The organism is Agrobacterium sp. MS2 (assembly GCF_003261015.1).
Taxonomy (GTDB): domain Bacteria; phylum Pseudomonadota; class Alphaproteobacteria; order Rhizobiales; family Rhizobiaceae; genus Agrobacterium; species Agrobacterium pusense.
On the sequence record NZ_QLNF01000011.1, the window covers coordinates 1 to 14,159 of the forward strand.

17 protein-coding genes and 3 pseudogenes are annotated in these 14,159 nt (G+C 56.5%); 8 read left to right on the forward strand and 12 right to left on the reverse strand.

Annotated features, from left to right (window positions below; translation table 11 throughout):
• On the forward strand, window positions 1–702 hold a 702-nt coding region (locus DOU54_RS04375), incomplete at its 5' end, for a HEPN domain-containing protein (protein ID WP_113730867.1).
• 131 nt (window positions 703–833) lie between these two features.
• Here DOU54_RS04375 and DOU54_RS04380 read toward each other — a convergent pair.
• The 6 genes from DOU54_RS04380 to DOU54_RS04410 all read right to left on the reverse strand — a co-directional run bounded on the left by DOU54_RS04380 (window position 834) and on the right by DOU54_RS04410 (window position 7,695).
• On the reverse strand, window positions 834–2,066 hold the full coding sequence (locus tag DOU54_RS04380) for a type II toxin-antitoxin system HipA family toxin (protein ID WP_113730869.1): 1,233 nt from the start codon (window positions 2,064–2,066) through the stop codon (window positions 834–836).
• Entirely contained in the window at window positions 2,059–2,655 is a 597-nt protein-coding gene (locus DOU54_RS04385) for a helix-turn-helix domain-containing protein (protein ID WP_113730871.1), read from the reverse strand. Before DOU54_RS04385 ends, DOU54_RS04380 begins: the two co-directional genes overlap by 8 nt.
• Window positions 2,656–3,251: 596 nt before the next feature.
• On the reverse strand, window positions 3,252–3,911 hold the full coding sequence (locus DOU54_RS04390; RefSeq protein WP_072495404.1) for an outer membrane protein: 660 nt from the start codon (window positions 3,909–3,911) through the stop codon (window positions 3,252–3,254).
• A gap of 435 nt (window positions 3,912–4,346) precedes the next feature.
• Window positions 4,347–5,135 (reverse strand): formate/nitrite transporter family protein, encoded by a 789-nt coding sequence (locus DOU54_RS04400; protein WP_072495403.1) that lies wholly within the window; start codon window positions 5,133–5,135, stop codon window positions 4,347–4,349.
• A complete protein-coding gene (locus tag DOU54_RS04405; RefSeq protein ID WP_113730873.1) occupies window positions 5,132–7,414 on the reverse strand; it encodes an FdhF/YdeP family oxidoreductase in 2,283 nt (760 codons plus the stop codon). Before DOU54_RS04405 ends, DOU54_RS04400 begins: the two co-directional genes overlap by 4 nt.
• A 23-nt stretch (window positions 7,415–7,437) precedes the next feature.
• Window positions 7,438–7,695: a hypothetical protein gene (locus tag DOU54_RS04410; RefSeq protein WP_072495401.1), complete on the reverse strand. Its 258-nt coding sequence runs from the start codon at window positions 7,693–7,695 to the stop codon at window positions 7,438–7,440.
• 147 nt (window positions 7,696–7,842) lie between these two features.
• Here DOU54_RS04410 and DOU54_RS27860 point away from each other — a divergent pair.
• A pseudogene (locus tag DOU54_RS27860) lies at window positions 7,843–8,284 on the forward strand (plasmid maintenance toxin (PemK-like)).
• A gap of 170 nt (window positions 8,285–8,454) precedes the next feature.
• On the opposite strand, the gene DOU54_RS04420 reads toward DOU54_RS27860, so the two are convergent.
• From DOU54_RS04420 to DOU54_RS27865, 4 genes are all read right to left on the reverse strand, one after another.
• On the reverse strand, window positions 8,455–8,838 hold the full coding sequence (locus DOU54_RS04420) for an ester cyclase (RefSeq protein ID WP_113730883.1): 384 nt from the start codon (window positions 8,836–8,838) through the stop codon (window positions 8,455–8,457).
• Between the two features lie 66 nt (window positions 8,839–8,904).
• A complete protein-coding gene (locus DOU54_RS04425; RefSeq protein WP_353505546.1) occupies window positions 8,905–9,480 on the reverse strand; it encodes a histidine phosphatase family protein in 576 nt (191 codons plus the stop codon).
• 7 nt (window positions 9,481–9,487) lie between these two features.
• Window positions 9,488–10,060, reverse strand: a complete 573-nt coding sequence (locus tag DOU54_RS04430) for a P-loop nucleotide/nucleoside kinase family protein (RefSeq protein ID WP_113730877.1) — start codon at window positions 10,058–10,060, stop codon at window positions 9,488–9,490.
• A gap of 120 nt (window positions 10,061–10,180) precedes the next feature.
• On the reverse strand, window positions 10,181–10,309 hold the full coding sequence (locus DOU54_RS27865; protein ID WP_286079859.1) for a hypothetical protein: 129 nt from the start codon (window positions 10,307–10,309) through the stop codon (window positions 10,181–10,183).
• Window positions 10,310–10,498: 189 nt separating this feature from the next.
• On the opposite strand from DOU54_RS27865, the gene DOU54_RS04435 reads away from it, so the two are divergent.
• Complete coding sequence (locus DOU54_RS04435; protein WP_006700634.1) at window positions 10,499–10,732, forward strand: AbrB/MazE/SpoVT family DNA-binding domain-containing protein; 234 nt, start codon at window positions 10,499–10,501, stop codon at window positions 10,730–10,732.
• The gene (locus DOU54_RS04440) at window positions 10,729–11,133 is read left to right on the forward strand and encodes a type II toxin-antitoxin system VapC family toxin (protein WP_113730879.1); all 405 of its coding nucleotides are present in this window, start codon (window positions 10,729–10,731) and stop codon (window positions 11,131–11,133) included. Before DOU54_RS04435 ends, DOU54_RS04440 begins: the two co-directional genes overlap by 4 nt.
• A 90-nt stretch (window positions 11,134–11,223) precedes the next feature.
• Here DOU54_RS04440 and DOU54_RS04445 read toward each other — a convergent pair whose 3' ends face one another.
• Entirely contained in the window at window positions 11,224–11,544 is a 321-nt protein-coding gene (locus tag DOU54_RS04445) for a hypothetical protein (RefSeq protein ID WP_113730881.1), read from the reverse strand.
• Between the two features lie 286 nt (window positions 11,545–11,830).
• Here DOU54_RS04445 and DOU54_RS04450 point away from each other — a divergent pair.
• The 4 genes and pseudogenes from DOU54_RS04450 to DOU54_RS27880 form a co-directional block, all read left to right on the forward strand.
• Window positions 11,831–12,104 (forward strand): annotated as a pseudogene (locus DOU54_RS04450) (helix-turn-helix domain-containing protein).
• Window positions 12,101–12,304: a HipA N-terminal domain-containing protein gene (locus DOU54_RS27870; RefSeq protein ID WP_022563974.1), complete on the forward strand. Its 204-nt coding sequence runs from the start codon at window positions 12,101–12,103 to the stop codon at window positions 12,302–12,304. The pseudogene DOU54_RS04450 and the gene DOU54_RS27870 overlap by 4 nt, the downstream one beginning before the upstream one ends.
• 204 nt (window positions 12,305–12,508) lie before the next feature.
• On the forward strand, window positions 12,509–12,814 hold the full coding sequence (locus DOU54_RS27875; protein ID WP_146617327.1) for a HipA domain-containing protein: 306 nt from the start codon (window positions 12,509–12,511) through the stop codon (window positions 12,812–12,814).
• 29 nt (window positions 12,815–12,843) lie between these two features.
• A pseudogene (locus tag DOU54_RS27880) lies at window positions 12,844–13,164 on the forward strand (HipA domain-containing protein); the annotation flags it as partial.
• Between the two features lie 636 nt (window positions 13,165–13,800).
• On the opposite strand, the gene DOU54_RS27690 reads toward DOU54_RS27880, so the two are convergent.
• A partial coding sequence (locus tag DOU54_RS27690) for a hypothetical protein (RefSeq protein ID WP_210206189.1) occupies window positions 13,801–14,159 on the reverse strand: 359 nt, incomplete at its 5' end.

Sequence of the window (14,159 nt, forward strand, 5' to 3'; positions counted from 1 at the left end):
GTCAACAATCGCAAGCTGACGGATCATGCGACCTTCTGGTACAAGGCGGCCGACCGGATCATCCGCGACAGCTTTATCGAAACACCGACGCAGTTCATCGTGCATTCTCTGCGCGAGGTGAACACGGAGCTTAAGAAGGGCCACTACTTCTTCTCGGACATCCGCAAGGAAGGCATCATTCTTTACGAGCTTGATGACGAGCCGCTCGCTGAGCCGAAGCTGCTGACGGCTGAAGAGCGTCTGGAGGTGGCGAGGGAGCATTGCCGGGAACGGTTCGAGGCAGGGACCGAGTTCTTTGTTCTGTCCGGTCACGCTCGCAACAGTGACTTTACAAAAAGAGCTGCTTTTCTTTTGCATCAGGCGATCGAGCAAGCTTATTCCTGCGTCCTTCTCACTCTGACGAACTACGGGCCTGCCTCCCATAACATCAAGTTCCTCCGCTCTCTTGCCGAGGAGCAGGACCTTCGGCTGGTCGACGCGTTTCCACGCGATCATCATCGGCAGCGGGCCTGGTTCAATACGATCAATGAAGCCTACGTGAAGGCTCGATATTCAAAACATTTCGAGATCAGCGAAGAGGCGCTTGTCTGGCTCGGTGAGCGCACCGCGCATCTGCTTGAGCTGGTAAAGGCCGTTTGCGATGAACATATCGAAAAGCTCGAACGTGACGTTCGAATGGGCCGGGGTGAAAGCGGCCACTGAACCTTGTAACAGCTTCCAGTCAGCTTCCGCCTCGTCACCGCAGCTTCCAAAGCCTCTGAGGCTACCGATTGGCTGATGTCGCTGGCTTAAAATCATCGTGACATGGCGGATGCGGCTTAGGCCGCATCCTTTTACCCTTTGCCAGTGACAATCGGTAAAGTCGTAAGATGCCTGTCGATGGCCTCGACAACATCATTGTGCATGGGAAGATTGGTCTTTTCGGTCTCCCATCTCTCCATAAATAGAGCGACGGTTTCCTTGGCTGTGTCGAGGACGAGCCTCTTGGGCAGGTTGGCTTTCGCGGATAGGTGCGCCAGCTCGTCCGTTGTGAAACCGTTAAAATCCTTCGTCCTGCTGAAGGTCAGCGCGGACTTGTCACTGGCGATATGCGGGATTGTGGACACGAAATCATAGGCTGGAGCGAGGCGGGCGTTGCGGCGATCAGGGTAGATTAGTGACCAGTTTTTCAGATGCATGTCGCCATTGCCAATCAGAACATTGAATGTCAGGCGGCGGATGAATTCGGCCATATCATCCTGATCGGATTCGGATGCGATCACCGATACCAGATTGCGGTAGCTGGCTTTCTTGTACTTGTCCTCAGGGTAGACGTTAAAAACCTGCGCGAAATCTTCGATATGGGTGATGCTGCCGTCCTCATTGCGATCGAAGCGCTCAATGACGAAGGCCTGTTGCCCGATCTTCTCAATCCCCTCAGGCAGGTTTCCGATTGATCGCACATCGATCAGCCCGATCGCTGGCACGTTGATCCCGACCATTCTGGCAAGGCTCATCATCGAGAATTCGTTTTCCGGGACGTTGGCAAACTCGCGAGAGGGGAGTTTGACGATCCAGCTGCCGCCGACGCCGCTTGTGGGAATGGTGAGGCTGTTTTCACTTTGTACCGCCGAGAATTTGAGCTGCACACCTGCCAATGAAAACCGCATGGCATCTTCGGCAGCTTCCCTGGCGGCTTCGCCTTCAAGGACGTTTTGCGCGTCACTCGGCCATTCTTCTCCGTCTACCGGGACGACGGTGACAGCGCCAGGAAGGTCCTGGCCGAGAACCCATAAGAGGAAGAACTCGCGCTCGATATGGATGTCTGCCTTCTCAGCCAGGTACCGGCGCAGATGCCCCTCAGGCAGAAGGTTTGAGAAGTAAGGCATCAGCTTGATTTTGTATGGCTGGAAATCCGTGATCAGTTCGCCGAAACCATCCTTGAACTGCAGGCCGAGCATCGGTCTATTTGGGTTTTCGGCATAGGCGTCGTTGAAGGCGAACAGCGTCTTTTCGGCTCCGACATAGGTGATCGTACCGATCTCTTCACCATAGAGGCGCACACTCAGTACGGATATATCAGGCATCGTCATCCTTCTCATCTAACGAGTAGGCTGGACGGTTGGCATTCCGTTGTTCGCTCGTGGGCTCGAAATGGGCGATCTGGTTGCGAAGCGCCCTCATGCTGTTGGTCGCGTTCAATATGCCCGTCCGGTGCTCAGTCAGTTTGGCATGATCAATCGTTTGGCGCAGGGAGCGGAGATTGTCTAAGAACCGCGTGTCGATCTGCATACGCTGGAGTGATGCCATGGCTTTGCGCAGTTCATCCAGCTCCGGTAAGGTCGGGGCCTCGATTTGAAGGGTGCGGATTGCCTTTTGCAGCCGATGCATTTCCTTGCCGATCGCGGGCGCCTGAATCACCGTGCGATCAGTCGTTTGGCGGGTGATCGATTTGATCGCAGGCACCGCCTTACGCGGTAGCAGGGCAATCTCCAGATCCAATGCGCTGGCGATCGCGACGAGGCTCGAAAGGCGCAGATCAACACTGTTGGACTCGATCCGCGAAATCTGCGCTTGCGGGACGCCAGCCAGCCGGCTCAACTCGCGTTGGCTGAGCTGTTTGGCCTCTCTGGCTTCACGTAAGCGGTCCGCGATCTCTTGAGTTTCGTATCTCATTGATATTTATATCTGCATCATTTTTCGTGTTTTGATGTCTTTTACGATATCAGATTTATGGCGTGACCGCAATTTGATGTCGTAAAATATATAATGTTGCAGGTTTGATGTTTTATTCGATATCAAGTACAGGTCGCCCATCACACCTAGCCTGCCGGGCTGGCTGTCAACCGCTGTCTGGTCATGCTGCAGGAGCCTTATTAGGCTGCTTGGGCTGACCGCGCAGGAACGGCAACAGGTGCTGCTGAACATGCTGCTTGGCACAAAAAAGCGGCGGACGGATGCGCAGATGCTTTGGGACTTGCTGCGGCGTCAGCTGCCGCGGATGGCGCTGTGTGGTGCCGATCGTCAACTGCTTGAGGATTCGCTCAAAGGGAGATCATGGATGAGACCGGCTGAGCGTCTGCTGGCGGAAGAAGGAATGTGTCCGACCGCGTCCGGTCCTAGTCGGCATGTTCAGTCGTTGTGCTGCGAATACGCGTGACGAACAGGTTGCCCGCGCTTGCCGACCCCGGCTTCTCGCTGCCGCCTTTTGAAAAGGCACAGGAAAAAGCCCGGCACAATGGCCGGGCTTATGCTGTTGCTGTCCGGGTGGATCAGAACTTTACGCCGAGGCCGACGCGGATTGCATGCTGGTCGACATCCGCGTTGATTGCAGCGCCACCGAAGTTGAAATCCTTGTCGCCGAAGTCGGTGTAACGGTACTCAACGCGTCCGAACACCATGTCGGTAAACGCATAGTCGAGACCAACGCCGACGGTGTAGCCGTTGAAGGTTTCCTTCACGTCGGCAATGCCCGGGACTTCCGCATAGCCGCGAGCATAGGCCCAGCCTGCGGTACCGTATACCAGGGCACGGTCAAATGCGTAGCCGACGCGGCCACGAACCGAACCCTGCCAGTCGAACCCGTAGTCAAAGCCCGTGCCGAGAATGGTGGCGGAATCATCGCCCCAGTTCTTTTCGAAGTCAGCCTCGAGGCCGACGACCCAGCTGTTGCCAAGGTCATAGTTGAAGCCGACGAAACCACCGGCAAGAGCGCCGTCGAAGTCTGCGGACGTTTCGCCGGGAAGGCCGACGATCGAAGCGTCATTGTTGTTCCAGCCGTAACCGGCCTGGACACCGGCGGTAAATCCGGTCCAGCTGAACAGCGGCGCAACCTCTGCAACCGGGGCTGCAGGAACTTCTGATACGGCATCGGCCGCCATTGCAGTCGATGCCGCAAGCACGAATGCGATAGTCGATACGAATTTCTTCATAGTCTCTGAACTCCCTTACATGAGAGATCATTCATATGCCTTTTGCCTGAAAAATGATGTAACCTTTGTGCAACGCCTGCGATCTGCGCAGCAGTCTGCATAAATTCGAGGCTGCCCGGGCGCGGCCGGAAGCCCAGTGCAATCGCGCTCGTCATTTTGACTTTTTCGGAGCGCGCGGCGCCGATGTCTTCGCAAGGCCAAGGCCGTCAGCCAAGCTGACGGTCGATTGTAGCCTTGTCGATGACCGACCAGACCCTGCGGATTTTTGCCTGTTCGAACTCAAAATGCTGTGGCATAACGCTTCGCCCAACGGGAGCCAAAGGAGCAGCTAGAAATCGTCCGCACGATGCTCAGAAAAACACCAGTTGCGCGCTTGGCATTATTGTGAGCCACGGACAACAGATCGGCAGCGTTGGGAAGAAAGCTGTCGGATAGTCATTTCTGAACGTCTTTCTCGGCAATGGATGCATAGGCCAGTGCGAGCCCGCCGCCGCCGAGGAGATTTCCGATCGTCGAAGCAGTGACGTTGGCGATAACGGCATGTCCGGTGATGGCAGAAGATGTGTCCGAAACGAGATAGGCGTAGGGCATCAAAAACATATTGGCGACGGAATGCTCGAGCCCGAGAGCCACGAAAGCTGCGACAGGTAGCGAAAGTCCCGCCAGTTTTTCCACCGTCGTTTTGCCGCTGGCTGCCAGCCAGACGGCAAGGCATACGAGGAAGTTGGCGAGGATGCCGCTTACAACAGTGGCGAAGAAGCTTTTATAGACCTTGACCGTTCCCAGTTCCACCAGTGCCGCCCCCACCTTCCCATCGCCGGAACTATGAAGGTCCGCACAAAGCGCGACCACAACCAGTAGTAGGGAGCCGAAAAGATTGCCGACATAGGCGAGCGCGAGCGCGCCTGTCGCCTCCTTCAATGGAACACGGCCCAATGCGCACGGGCCGATTATGAGTGTGTTGCCCGTGAATAATTCTGCTCCAGCTAATTGAACAGCAGCCAGGCCGATCGTGAACACCGCGCCCGCAAGGAGTTGGGCCACGCCGAAGGGCAGAACGGAGGCTCCGGCAAGAACGGTGATTGAAAAAAGCCCTGCGAACCCGATGTAGACACCGGCAAGGACGCCGAGCGTGAGTATTGTTCTCGCTGGCATACTAGCCTTGTCACGCATGGTCTCAAAGACGTCGTCTGTCAGCTCGGCGGGCGTCGGGAAGGATGTCATGGGCCGAGGACCCTTACCGGAATTGATTTCGCCGCCGGGGTCTTGGCGTTCTTTTCATGATGGGAGAGCGGAATGAGGACGTTACATTCCGGAAAGTAGGAAGCGCACGTTCCCGACGGAATGTCGTAGTCGATCACCTGAAGATTATGGATCTTCCTTGCAATTCCATCATCCGCCACTGTTTCCAGCCCGATAAACGCGTTCTCCTGGACGCCTAGTCGGATACGGTCGTCACGGTTCATCATCACGATCATCCGCGACTTGTGTATGCCCCGAAGCCGGTCATCATATCCGTAGACCGTTGTGTTGAACTGATCGTTGGAGCGCAGGGTTATCAAGCGAAGAACGTCGTTATCCTCATCTCCAGGGAAACCCGCGAACAGCGCATGGGGCAGCTTGAAATTGGCTTTCCCGGTGTCGGTTTCCCATTCACGATGACGCGCGGCGACAGGACGCGGAAATCCGCCCGGCGTATCCAGCCTGTGGTTGAAATCCCTGAACATGTCGGGATAGGTCGCCTCTATCGCGTCTCTGACCAGAGCATAGTTCCCGGCCCATTCATCCCACGGAACGGCGGGGTTTGGCGTGAGCGAATGCTTGGCAATTTCCGCAACAATGCGAGGTTCTGAAAGAAGTGTATTGGCAGCCGGTTTGTATTTGCCGCGCGATGCATGGATGCAGGTGGTTGAATCCTCCATCGTCACGATTTGCGGGCCACATGTCTGTTCATCGATTTCAGACCGTACCAATGTCGGTAGAATATAGGTCGTGCCAGCAGTGACGATATGCGAGCGATTGAGCTTTGTTGCGATCTGCACGGAAAGATCGAGCCCTCGCCATTTTTCTTCCATCAGGCCGCGTTCAGGAATTGCGCGAACGAAGTTCCCGCCCAGGCCGATAAAGGCGTTGATATTTCCGGCAATGATCTCCTCACATGCTTCTACCGTGTTCAGCCCGTCCTCGCGCGGTGGGTCGAAACCGTAGAGTTCAGCAAGCCGGTCAAGCGGTACGAGGGCGGCTTTTTCGGCGATGCCGACCGTTCGCTGCCCCTGCACGTTCGAGTGGCCGCGCACTGGGCAGATGCCGCTGCCCTGGCGTCCGATATTGCCGCGCATCAACAGCAGATTGACCAGCATCTGCACGTTGGAAACGCCGTAGCGGTGCTGAGTGAGCCCCATCCCGTAAATGGCGATGGCGGATTTTGCCTTTGCATATGTCCGAGCGGCCGCCTCAATTGCATTTTTTGGCTGGCCGGAAATCCGGGTGATGTCCTCCCACGGCGTGGAGCGGACCATCGCCGCAAAGGCGTCGAAGCCGGATGTGTGGGATGAGATGAAGTCTATATCGAGCACCCGCGCTCGGCCCGCCATCTCAGCGTCGGCATCCCACTCCAGCAGGAACTTTGCCATACCCATCATTACGGCAATATCGCCCCCTGCGCTTACCTGGTAATATTGCGTGGCGATCTGTGTTGGTTTGCCCGCCAGCATCTGGGACGGCCGTTGCGGATTGGTGAACTCCTCCCAGCCCCTTTCTCGCAAAGGGTTGAACACGATGACAGGAACATCGCGTTCGCGTACCGCCTGAAGGGAATGCAGCAGGCGGGGGGCATTCGTCCCAACATTCTGCCCGAAGGACAGGATGCAGTCGGTGTGATCGTAATCTTCAAGTAGCACGGTTCCGACCGGCGTCCCGATACTCTCCGGCAATGCCACTGACGTCGTCTCGTGGCACATGTTCGAACTGTCGGGCAGGTTGTTGTTGCCATACATCCGTGCAAGGAGCTGATACATGTAGGATGTTTCAAGCGACGCGCGCCCTGAGGCGTAAAAGACCACAGACTTGCGGTCATAGACCTTCAGTCTCGACCCGATGTCGGCAAAGGCCTCCTCCCAGCTGACGGGCAGGAAACGGTCGCTAGCGGCGTCATAGCGCATAGGATGCGTGAGGCGTCCGGCGTTTTCGAGGTCGAAGTCGGGCCATTCCAGCAACTCCGTCAAGGTGTGTCTCGCGAAGAACTCCGGATCGGCGCGCTTGGAGGTCAAATCCCAGAAGGTGGCCTTGGCGCCGTTTTCGCAGAACTCGCCAAAATGAGGTTTCCCCGGCTTTGCCCATGCGCAACTTGTGCACATATAGCCACCAGTTTTGTTGTGGTCGGTCATAAGGCCCGGCACGGTTTTTATCGCATGTTGGGGTAAGGCGTTTTTGACCAGCGACCCTACGGAGCCCCAGCCACCCGTTGGCGCGTCATATTTATGGTAACGAACTGTCCGCTTCACGATAATCTCCCTGATGTTCGGGATTACTTTTTGCGCGCCAGATTGAGAAACGCTTCGGAAGCCCTCACCAGATCTTGCTGGGGAACGTCGGCGCGGACGATTTTGCCCCGCTCGATGCCGCCCTTTTCACCATCTTCCGGTGTATGGCCAGCGTTTTTTTCGGCGGTATCATCGTAGGTCTCGACTTCTATAATGCGGCGATCCACCCCGATTTCCTGCAGGTATGCGATAGCGCGTCTTGCGCCTTCCTCATGTTGGAAGAGGCCAGTAACGATTGGCATCGTGTCGTCCTTTCTCGGTTCCCGGTCCCATGGTCAACCACGTGTGCGCCGCATCGTTCCTTCACATCGGGGATCACGAGTTGTTGATTCGAATGTGAGTGAGCGGAGGAACGCATCAAGCGGAGCTAGGCCCTTGACTTGATTGACATGGCGGGCCTGACTGCGAGCTTTTATGTGCAACGCGCTCTTGTGCGAAAGGATGACGATCGTTTTTGTCTGCAGAAGATCGTCCGCTTTGCCTACGTAAAAATTCTGTCACCCGGCCCCTTCATAGCGGTTGTTGCTTCCCTGGAAGATGGCGCCGGCGGTGCGGGTTTTACCTGTCACGCATTCGCCGCGATCTGATCCGCAAGATGCTGTTGAAATCCCGGCGGCCACCAAGCGGCGCCTGCGACTTGAAGACGAGCGAGCGTGGATTGTCCTGACCGAGAGCAATCGTTTTGTCTGGCCGGGACCGGACGTCAGGGCAATCGAAAACGAAAGCGGCTATTATGGAGCGATGCCACCAGCTCTGCTCGAAGAAGTCATGCGCCGGTTTGTCGAACAGGCTCGAGCGCAACGTCACCGAGCGATGGCTCGAAGCGAGTAGCCGGTGCGTGGCGGTGGGCATGTCGTTGCCACTGGATTTTGTTCCCGCCATTTCCCGTTCGTTCGGTCGTTGCGATCGTGATTTGGCCCAACTTTGACCTGAGTGCATCGCGTTGGTTTACCGTACCGCACAAGGGTGACCCTCAGGGCGGAAATCGCCGATGGCGGCATTCAGGCAATCTGACGTTCGATCGCAGCCTTGTCGATGACCGACCAGACCCTGCGGATTTTTGCCTGTTCGAACTCGTAGAAAACGTGTTCGCAGAACTCAACCTTCCTGCCGTCGACAGGGAGGCCCATGAAGGTTGCCCTGGGCGTGCAATCGAACGTAAGCCGGGCGGCAATCCGGGTCGCGTCGCTGACAAGGATCTCTGCCTCAAAACGCAGATCGGGAATATCGGCAAAGTCCGTGACCAGCATGTCGCGATATCCCGACAGCCCGAGCGGCCGGCCATTGTGTTCGACACTGTCGGCGACGAAGGTGCCGAGTTCATCGAAGGCCTGGCGGTTGAGGCAGTCGAGGTAAGCGAGATAGATGTCGTTGAGTGTTTGCAAGTTGTCTTCCTCTACCGGCATGATGCGTACGGCAGTTTTCGACTTGGCGGATCATAACGGCGCTGGTCAAGTTGTGATGAGCTCGCACCTGCCATCATCTAGCCGGTAAAACCCATCCTGCGGAACGGGCAGTTCGAGAATCTCTGCCTTCGAAAGTCCGAGAAAAACACCGCGAAGGATCCGCCCAAACAGACCATGGGAAATGGCAATGGCCGGATGCCGGACATCTAATCTCCACGACATCGCGCGCTTGCAGGCGTTATCGAAACTTTCGCCGTCCGGCGCCCTGAAATACCAGCCGAATGAGTCGGACCCGTCAAGGTGGCCGGGAAATTCGCTATCGAACTCAAAATGTGTCATGCCGTCCCAGGAGCCGGTCGTGACCGCCACGAGCCGTTCGTCGTCGACAGACGGCAGCGGTACCATTGCCTGTACCCGCTCTGCGGTCTGGCGCACGCCCCCGAGCGGACTGATCTGAATCTGGAACAACTGGTCATCGTTGCATAGCGCGTCGCGGAGTAGGCGAGCCACCTGCTCGATGCCACGTGGCGTCAACGGTGAACCCAGTTGCCTCTGAAACCGGCCAAGAGAGTTCCAGACAGTCTCGCCGTGACGAAGGAGGTAAATAGTCGGTAGAACCACGCTCGTTTCATCCCGCACGTTCGTTATCGATTGCTTCACCCGAACCAATATGGAAGCTGCCCGATCGCAGCGCATTGATGACCGATTGCAAAGCTTGACCCTTGTCCATGCCTGACATTGACAGGACATGGTGCTCGAAGGCGCCGAGATCGGCAAACTGGGCGTGAAGGCCGGCGACGACGTCAGGATCGCTGAGGCTGTCGCCACCGCGGGCCTGACAGCGATCGATTGCCTCTGCCGCTGTTGTGCGCAGCACGATGTAATGTAGCGGGCACGCAAGCGCCAGGAAGGCAGGCAGCCAGTCCGGTCGCACGACGCCGTCGAGGATGACGAAGTAGCCGTCTTTGGCGTAACGACCGGCAACGCCGGCGGCGATCTGCATGATCATGCGGTTCTGCTGATGGGATTGCGGTAGCCAGGGATCGATGCGGCCATGCTTGATATATCCCCACAGATCATCGCTATGGAAATGCACCTTTGGCACGCCGGGCAAGTGCGCCAGCATTTCGGCGATTGTCGACTTGCCAGAGCCGGGATGGCCGGAGAGAAGCAGGATATGGCCGCCCAGATCGTCCGTCATGTTCCTTTACTGACCTCTGGTAGGCATAAAGCGGCTGATGATGTGATCATTGTATTATCGATGTTGCCAACCTGGCGTACTCTATATTGGCATTGGCCGGCACGCAGGCAATGAATCGTCCTATCTGGCAAAGCCTATCACGAGATAAGCTGACGCCAGAAGCAGGGTGACGATTGTGAAGAATATCAATCCCGCCGCCAGTTCATCGAACCGGCCGTCGCGTTCATTGCGGTCCCAGTCGTAAGCCATAGCCAACCTCCATCGTTGCTAACCTAAGAGTGGTCCGGCATGGTTAATGTAATCCTAACGGCGATAGGCTGAATGTTGTCGGGTATGATTTGGTGGCTGGGCGTTGGTGACTGATTTCATCGCGAGATTGGTTGAAACAGAGGCACAGAAGTAATACCATCTTCTACGCCGGTATTACGGGAGTTTGAGATGGCAACAACGGTAACGGCCAAAGGGCAGGTCACCATTCCAAAAGCCGTACGTGAGCTTTTAGGGATTTCGCCAGGAAGCTCGGTCGATTTTGTTCGGGCCCCCGATGGAAGGATAGTTCTCGTCAGGGCAGACAAGAAACAGCCACTCACGCGTTTCGCCAAGCTGCGCGGACATGCTGGTGAAGGTCTGGGTACCGACGCCATCATGGCGCTGACCCGTGGTGACGAGTGACGCTTGTCGATACAAATGTCCTGCTTGATCTTGTGACGGACGACCCGGTTTGGGCCGACTGGTCGATTGAGCAGCTCGAACTGGCGAGCGTTTCGGGTCCGCTGTTCATCAATGACGTTGTCTACGCGGAACTGTCTGTTCGATATGAGCGGATAGAAGAACTTGATGCTTTTGTTGATCAGGCGGGGTTGAAGTTCAGCCCTTTCCCTCGCGCGGCGTTATTTCTGGCGGGAAAGGCCTTTACCAGATATCGCCGCGGTGGCGGTACCCGTAACGGTGTTTTGCCTGACTTTTTTATAGGCGCCCACGCGGCAATACAAAACCTTCCCTTGTTGACGCGAGATGTGGCTCGTTATCGATCGTATTTTCCAGCGGTCGCTCTGATCTCGCCTGAAGCGTAGGAATGCGCGAGCCTTAGCATTTGTGATTACTCACCGGTTTCAGGGGCGGTTTCGGCTCTGGTGCCGCCGGTCAGGCGAGCTGCAACGCTTTCAACCGGCAGGTTTGACAAGGCTGATTTCGGTTTTGCTGTCGAGGACGATATGCAGGTCGCGGATCATGCCGGCTGCCTGCAGCAGAGCGTTTCGCACTTCCTCATCGCTGCGCCATCCACGTTCTACCGAGAGTGCAACGGTGTGGAGGTCAACGAGACTGTCACGGCCGGCGCCGGATGGAATACCGATTGTTTCGCGCATGTCGCGAATTGTTGTGAGCGCGCGTTCGAGCATACGGCGCTTCTGATAGCCGTCGAGATGGTCGAGCAGGTTGGCATCACGGATGAGCTCGGCAATGAGACAGTTGGTCTGGGTCATGGTATGAGGTTGCCGGGACGGCCGGCTGGCGTCAACAGAAGTCCTGCAGCGCTGCCTTGGACTGCGGTTTTGGGGCTTTACTGTGATGCCAGTCCCAAAGGGCGGAACGCGGGGTGAACAGGGTTATCCGCTATAATCATAATAGATTATGGATGGAATATTATGTATTTATGCGATATTTCTAATGTATATAATTAAGGTTACTGTAAGTGCCGGTGTAGTAATTTATCTGGCAATGTTGAAGAAAACAATAGTTGTACGGTAAGATAAGAGATAGAGGTTCACGATGTTCAGGTCCGCACGCGATTTCGGCGATGCTATCAAGGAGAAACGCAAATCTCTTGGCTGGACGCAAACCGGGCTTGCTGCCCGTTCCGGAACGGGTGAACGACTTCATCGTCGAGCTTGAATCGGACAAGCCGAGTTGCCAGCTCGAAAATGCCCTGATCGTCGCGCGCACCGTCGGCATTGAGATCGGCGATCTCAAGACGGTCCAGGCTGTGCCAGCCGCGCCGGACGATGACCTTGGCTTTTTGCCGATGTTTGGTGCTGATCGATGACAACCATCTACTACGAGACCTTGCCTGTCGCCCATCTGACTTTTGATGGCGAATGGACGTTGGACTATGATCCGGGCTGGGAAGCGCGCCGCACGGCCTTTCCGGTGTCGCTCACCATGCCGCTGCGCTCCGGGCCCGTGGGTACTGCCAAGCTGCTGCCCTGGCTTGCCAATCTGCTTCCAGAAACACATCTTGCCTAGATCGGACAACGCCTCAAGGTTTCTCCGCAGGACATTGTCGGTCTGCTTGGTCATATCGGACGTGACACGGCGGGAGCGCTGTCGATCGGCGAACCGCGTAAAGCGGGTGTCAACCTCCAGCCCGTGCCGGATGAGCAGGCACTGGAGCGTATTCTGGATGAACTTCCTGCCAAACCTTTTCTGGTCGGAGAGCGCGGTGTTTCCATGTCGCTTGCGGGCGTCCAGGAGAAACTGCCGGTGTATGTCGACGGGCACGGCCATATTTCAGTTCCGGTTGATGGGACGCCATCAACGCATATTCTCAAGCCGGATACGAAACGCCTTGCGGGGAGCGTGGAGAACGAAGCCTTTTGCCTGTCGCTTGCGCGTGCCTGCGGTCTGGAGGCTGCCGAGGCGACAATCGGAGTAGCTGGCAAGCGACGTTATCTTCTCGTGAAACGCTATGATCGCTTTACCGACTTTCAAGGGGAGATCCGCAGGTTGCGCATCAGGAGGATCTTTGCCAGTTAACGGGACATTTCCCGTCGCAGAAATACGAGCGATCCTCGACCGGCCGCGGCGTGACCATGAAGATGATGTTTGACGCCGTCAGCGATCTTGTTTCTCCTGGCGAGCGGTTGAAACTTCTCGACGCGGTGATCTTGAATGTCCTGATCTGCAATTCGGATTCGCATGCGAAAAATTACTCGATCCTGATCGGTGCCGGTGGGTCCGCGAAGATGGCTCCTCTCTATGACCTTATGTGCGCAGCCGCTTATCGGCAGGTCGATCAAAGTCTGCCTCAGGGGATTTCTGGCCGGTTCCATGCGCCTGACCTGCGACGTGCCGATTGGCAGGCACTGCTGATGACGTTGGACTGAGCGGTGCATCAAACGTTGACGGGTGGAGGAGCTCGCAGAACTGGTCAGCGTCGGATGCGATGCGGTGGCACAGGAGGTTTCTGGTTCGGCCAGCGATCCGACGAGAGGGGTCGAGCGGCTTACGCATAGCGTTCGAAAGCGGTGTCGAAGAATCCAGGATCGATTAGGTGGTCGATGAGCTGGAGCCCGACCCGAGCCCATTCGCTCGTTTTCTGAGCGCATAGCGATATGGTCCGTCTACCGAAAAGTTCCTCTCTGGTCACGCATGAAAAAGCCCGCCCTTCTTGGTCCTTCGCGTTGGCGCGTACGGACGACTTCTTTCAAGACGGTTTCGGAACCGCATGAACGACCGATTTGGAGGCGCGACGACGCTGCTTCTCGTCCGGCCATCGCGGTAGTCGAGCGCGTTGGGCCCACGCGTCGAAGCAGGCATGGCCGTTGTGCAGAAAGCAGGCTTTGGTGATAAATCCTAACTCGACAAGATTGGGTAGGCGAATGCCTCGGACATCCGGCGACGCAGTCCTGTTCTACGGCCACTAGAGTGTCAGTTGCTCCAACCAGTCTGAAACCGGTCAAATCGGACTTCACTGATGGGCTGTCCCGACGGGTCGAGTCTAATCGAGCGAAGCACGAGGTTCAGGTTGGGAGAGTAACCCTCAACGACATCACGACTCTCGCGCTTCCATGTTTGCGATTTGCTCCAACGCCTGTCGCGGGGAGGTTTGTCTTTTCGTCGACCGCTGGCCGATCACGTCGGCTCGCTCCCTCAGCCCGCGCCGTTCGGAAAAAGTACCGGTAGTCCAGCGTGGGATCCTTGAGCCTGGAGCGGTCGAGGCTGCCGTGATGACCGGAATTCGGGTTCTTTGCTTTCTCAAAGTTTGTTCCAAACGCTACTTGCCTAATCACCTGTCCGCCCGTTGACTTGTTCTCTTGTTCTCTTGTTCTCTTGTTCTCTTGTTCTCTTGTTCTCTTGTTCTCTTGTTCTCTTGTTCTCT

Excerpts from the sequence above, each read along its gene's own strand:
- DOU54_RS04380 (WP_113730869.1), bottom strand. The coding sequence starts at position 2,066 with ATGCCTGATATATCCGTACTGAGTGTGCGCCTCTATGGTGAAGAGATC.
- DOU54_RS04385 (WP_113730871.1), bottom strand. The coding sequence starts at position 2,655 with ATGAGATACGAAACTCAAGAGATCGCGGACCGCTTACGTGAAGCCAGA.
- DOU54_RS04390 (WP_072495404.1), bottom strand. The coding sequence starts at position 3,911 with ATGAAGAAATTCGTATCGACTATCGCATTCGTGCTTGCGGCATCGACT.
- DOU54_RS04400 (WP_072495403.1), bottom strand. The coding sequence starts at position 5,135 with ATGACATCCTTCCCGACGCCCGCCGAGCTGACAGACGACGTCTTTGAG.
- DOU54_RS04410 (WP_072495401.1), bottom strand. The coding sequence starts at position 7,695 with ATGCCAATCGTTACTGGCCTCTTCCAACATGAGGAAGGCGCAAGACGC.
- DOU54_RS04430 (WP_113730877.1), bottom strand. The coding sequence starts at position 10,060 with ATGACGGACGATCTGGGCGGCCATATCCTGCTTCTCTCCGGCCATCCC.
- DOU54_RS27865 (WP_286079859.1), bottom strand. The coding sequence starts at position 10,309 with ATGGCTTACGACTGGGACCGCAATGAACGCGACGGCCGGTTCGATGAA.
- DOU54_RS04435 (WP_006700634.1), top strand. The coding sequence starts at position 10,499 with ATGGCAACAACGGTAACGGCCAAAGGGCAGGTCACCATTCCAAAAGCC.
- DOU54_RS04445 (WP_113730881.1), bottom strand. The coding sequence starts at position 11,544 with ATGACCCAGACCAACTGTCTCATTGCCGAGCTCATCCGTGATGCCAAC.
- DOU54_RS27870 (WP_022563974.1), top strand. The coding sequence starts at position 12,101 with ATGACAACCATCTACTACGAGACCTTGCCTGTCGCCCATCTGACTTTT.
- DOU54_RS27875 (WP_146617327.1), top strand. The coding sequence starts at position 12,509 with ATGTCGCTTGCGGGCGTCCAGGAGAAACTGCCGGTGTATGTCGACGGG.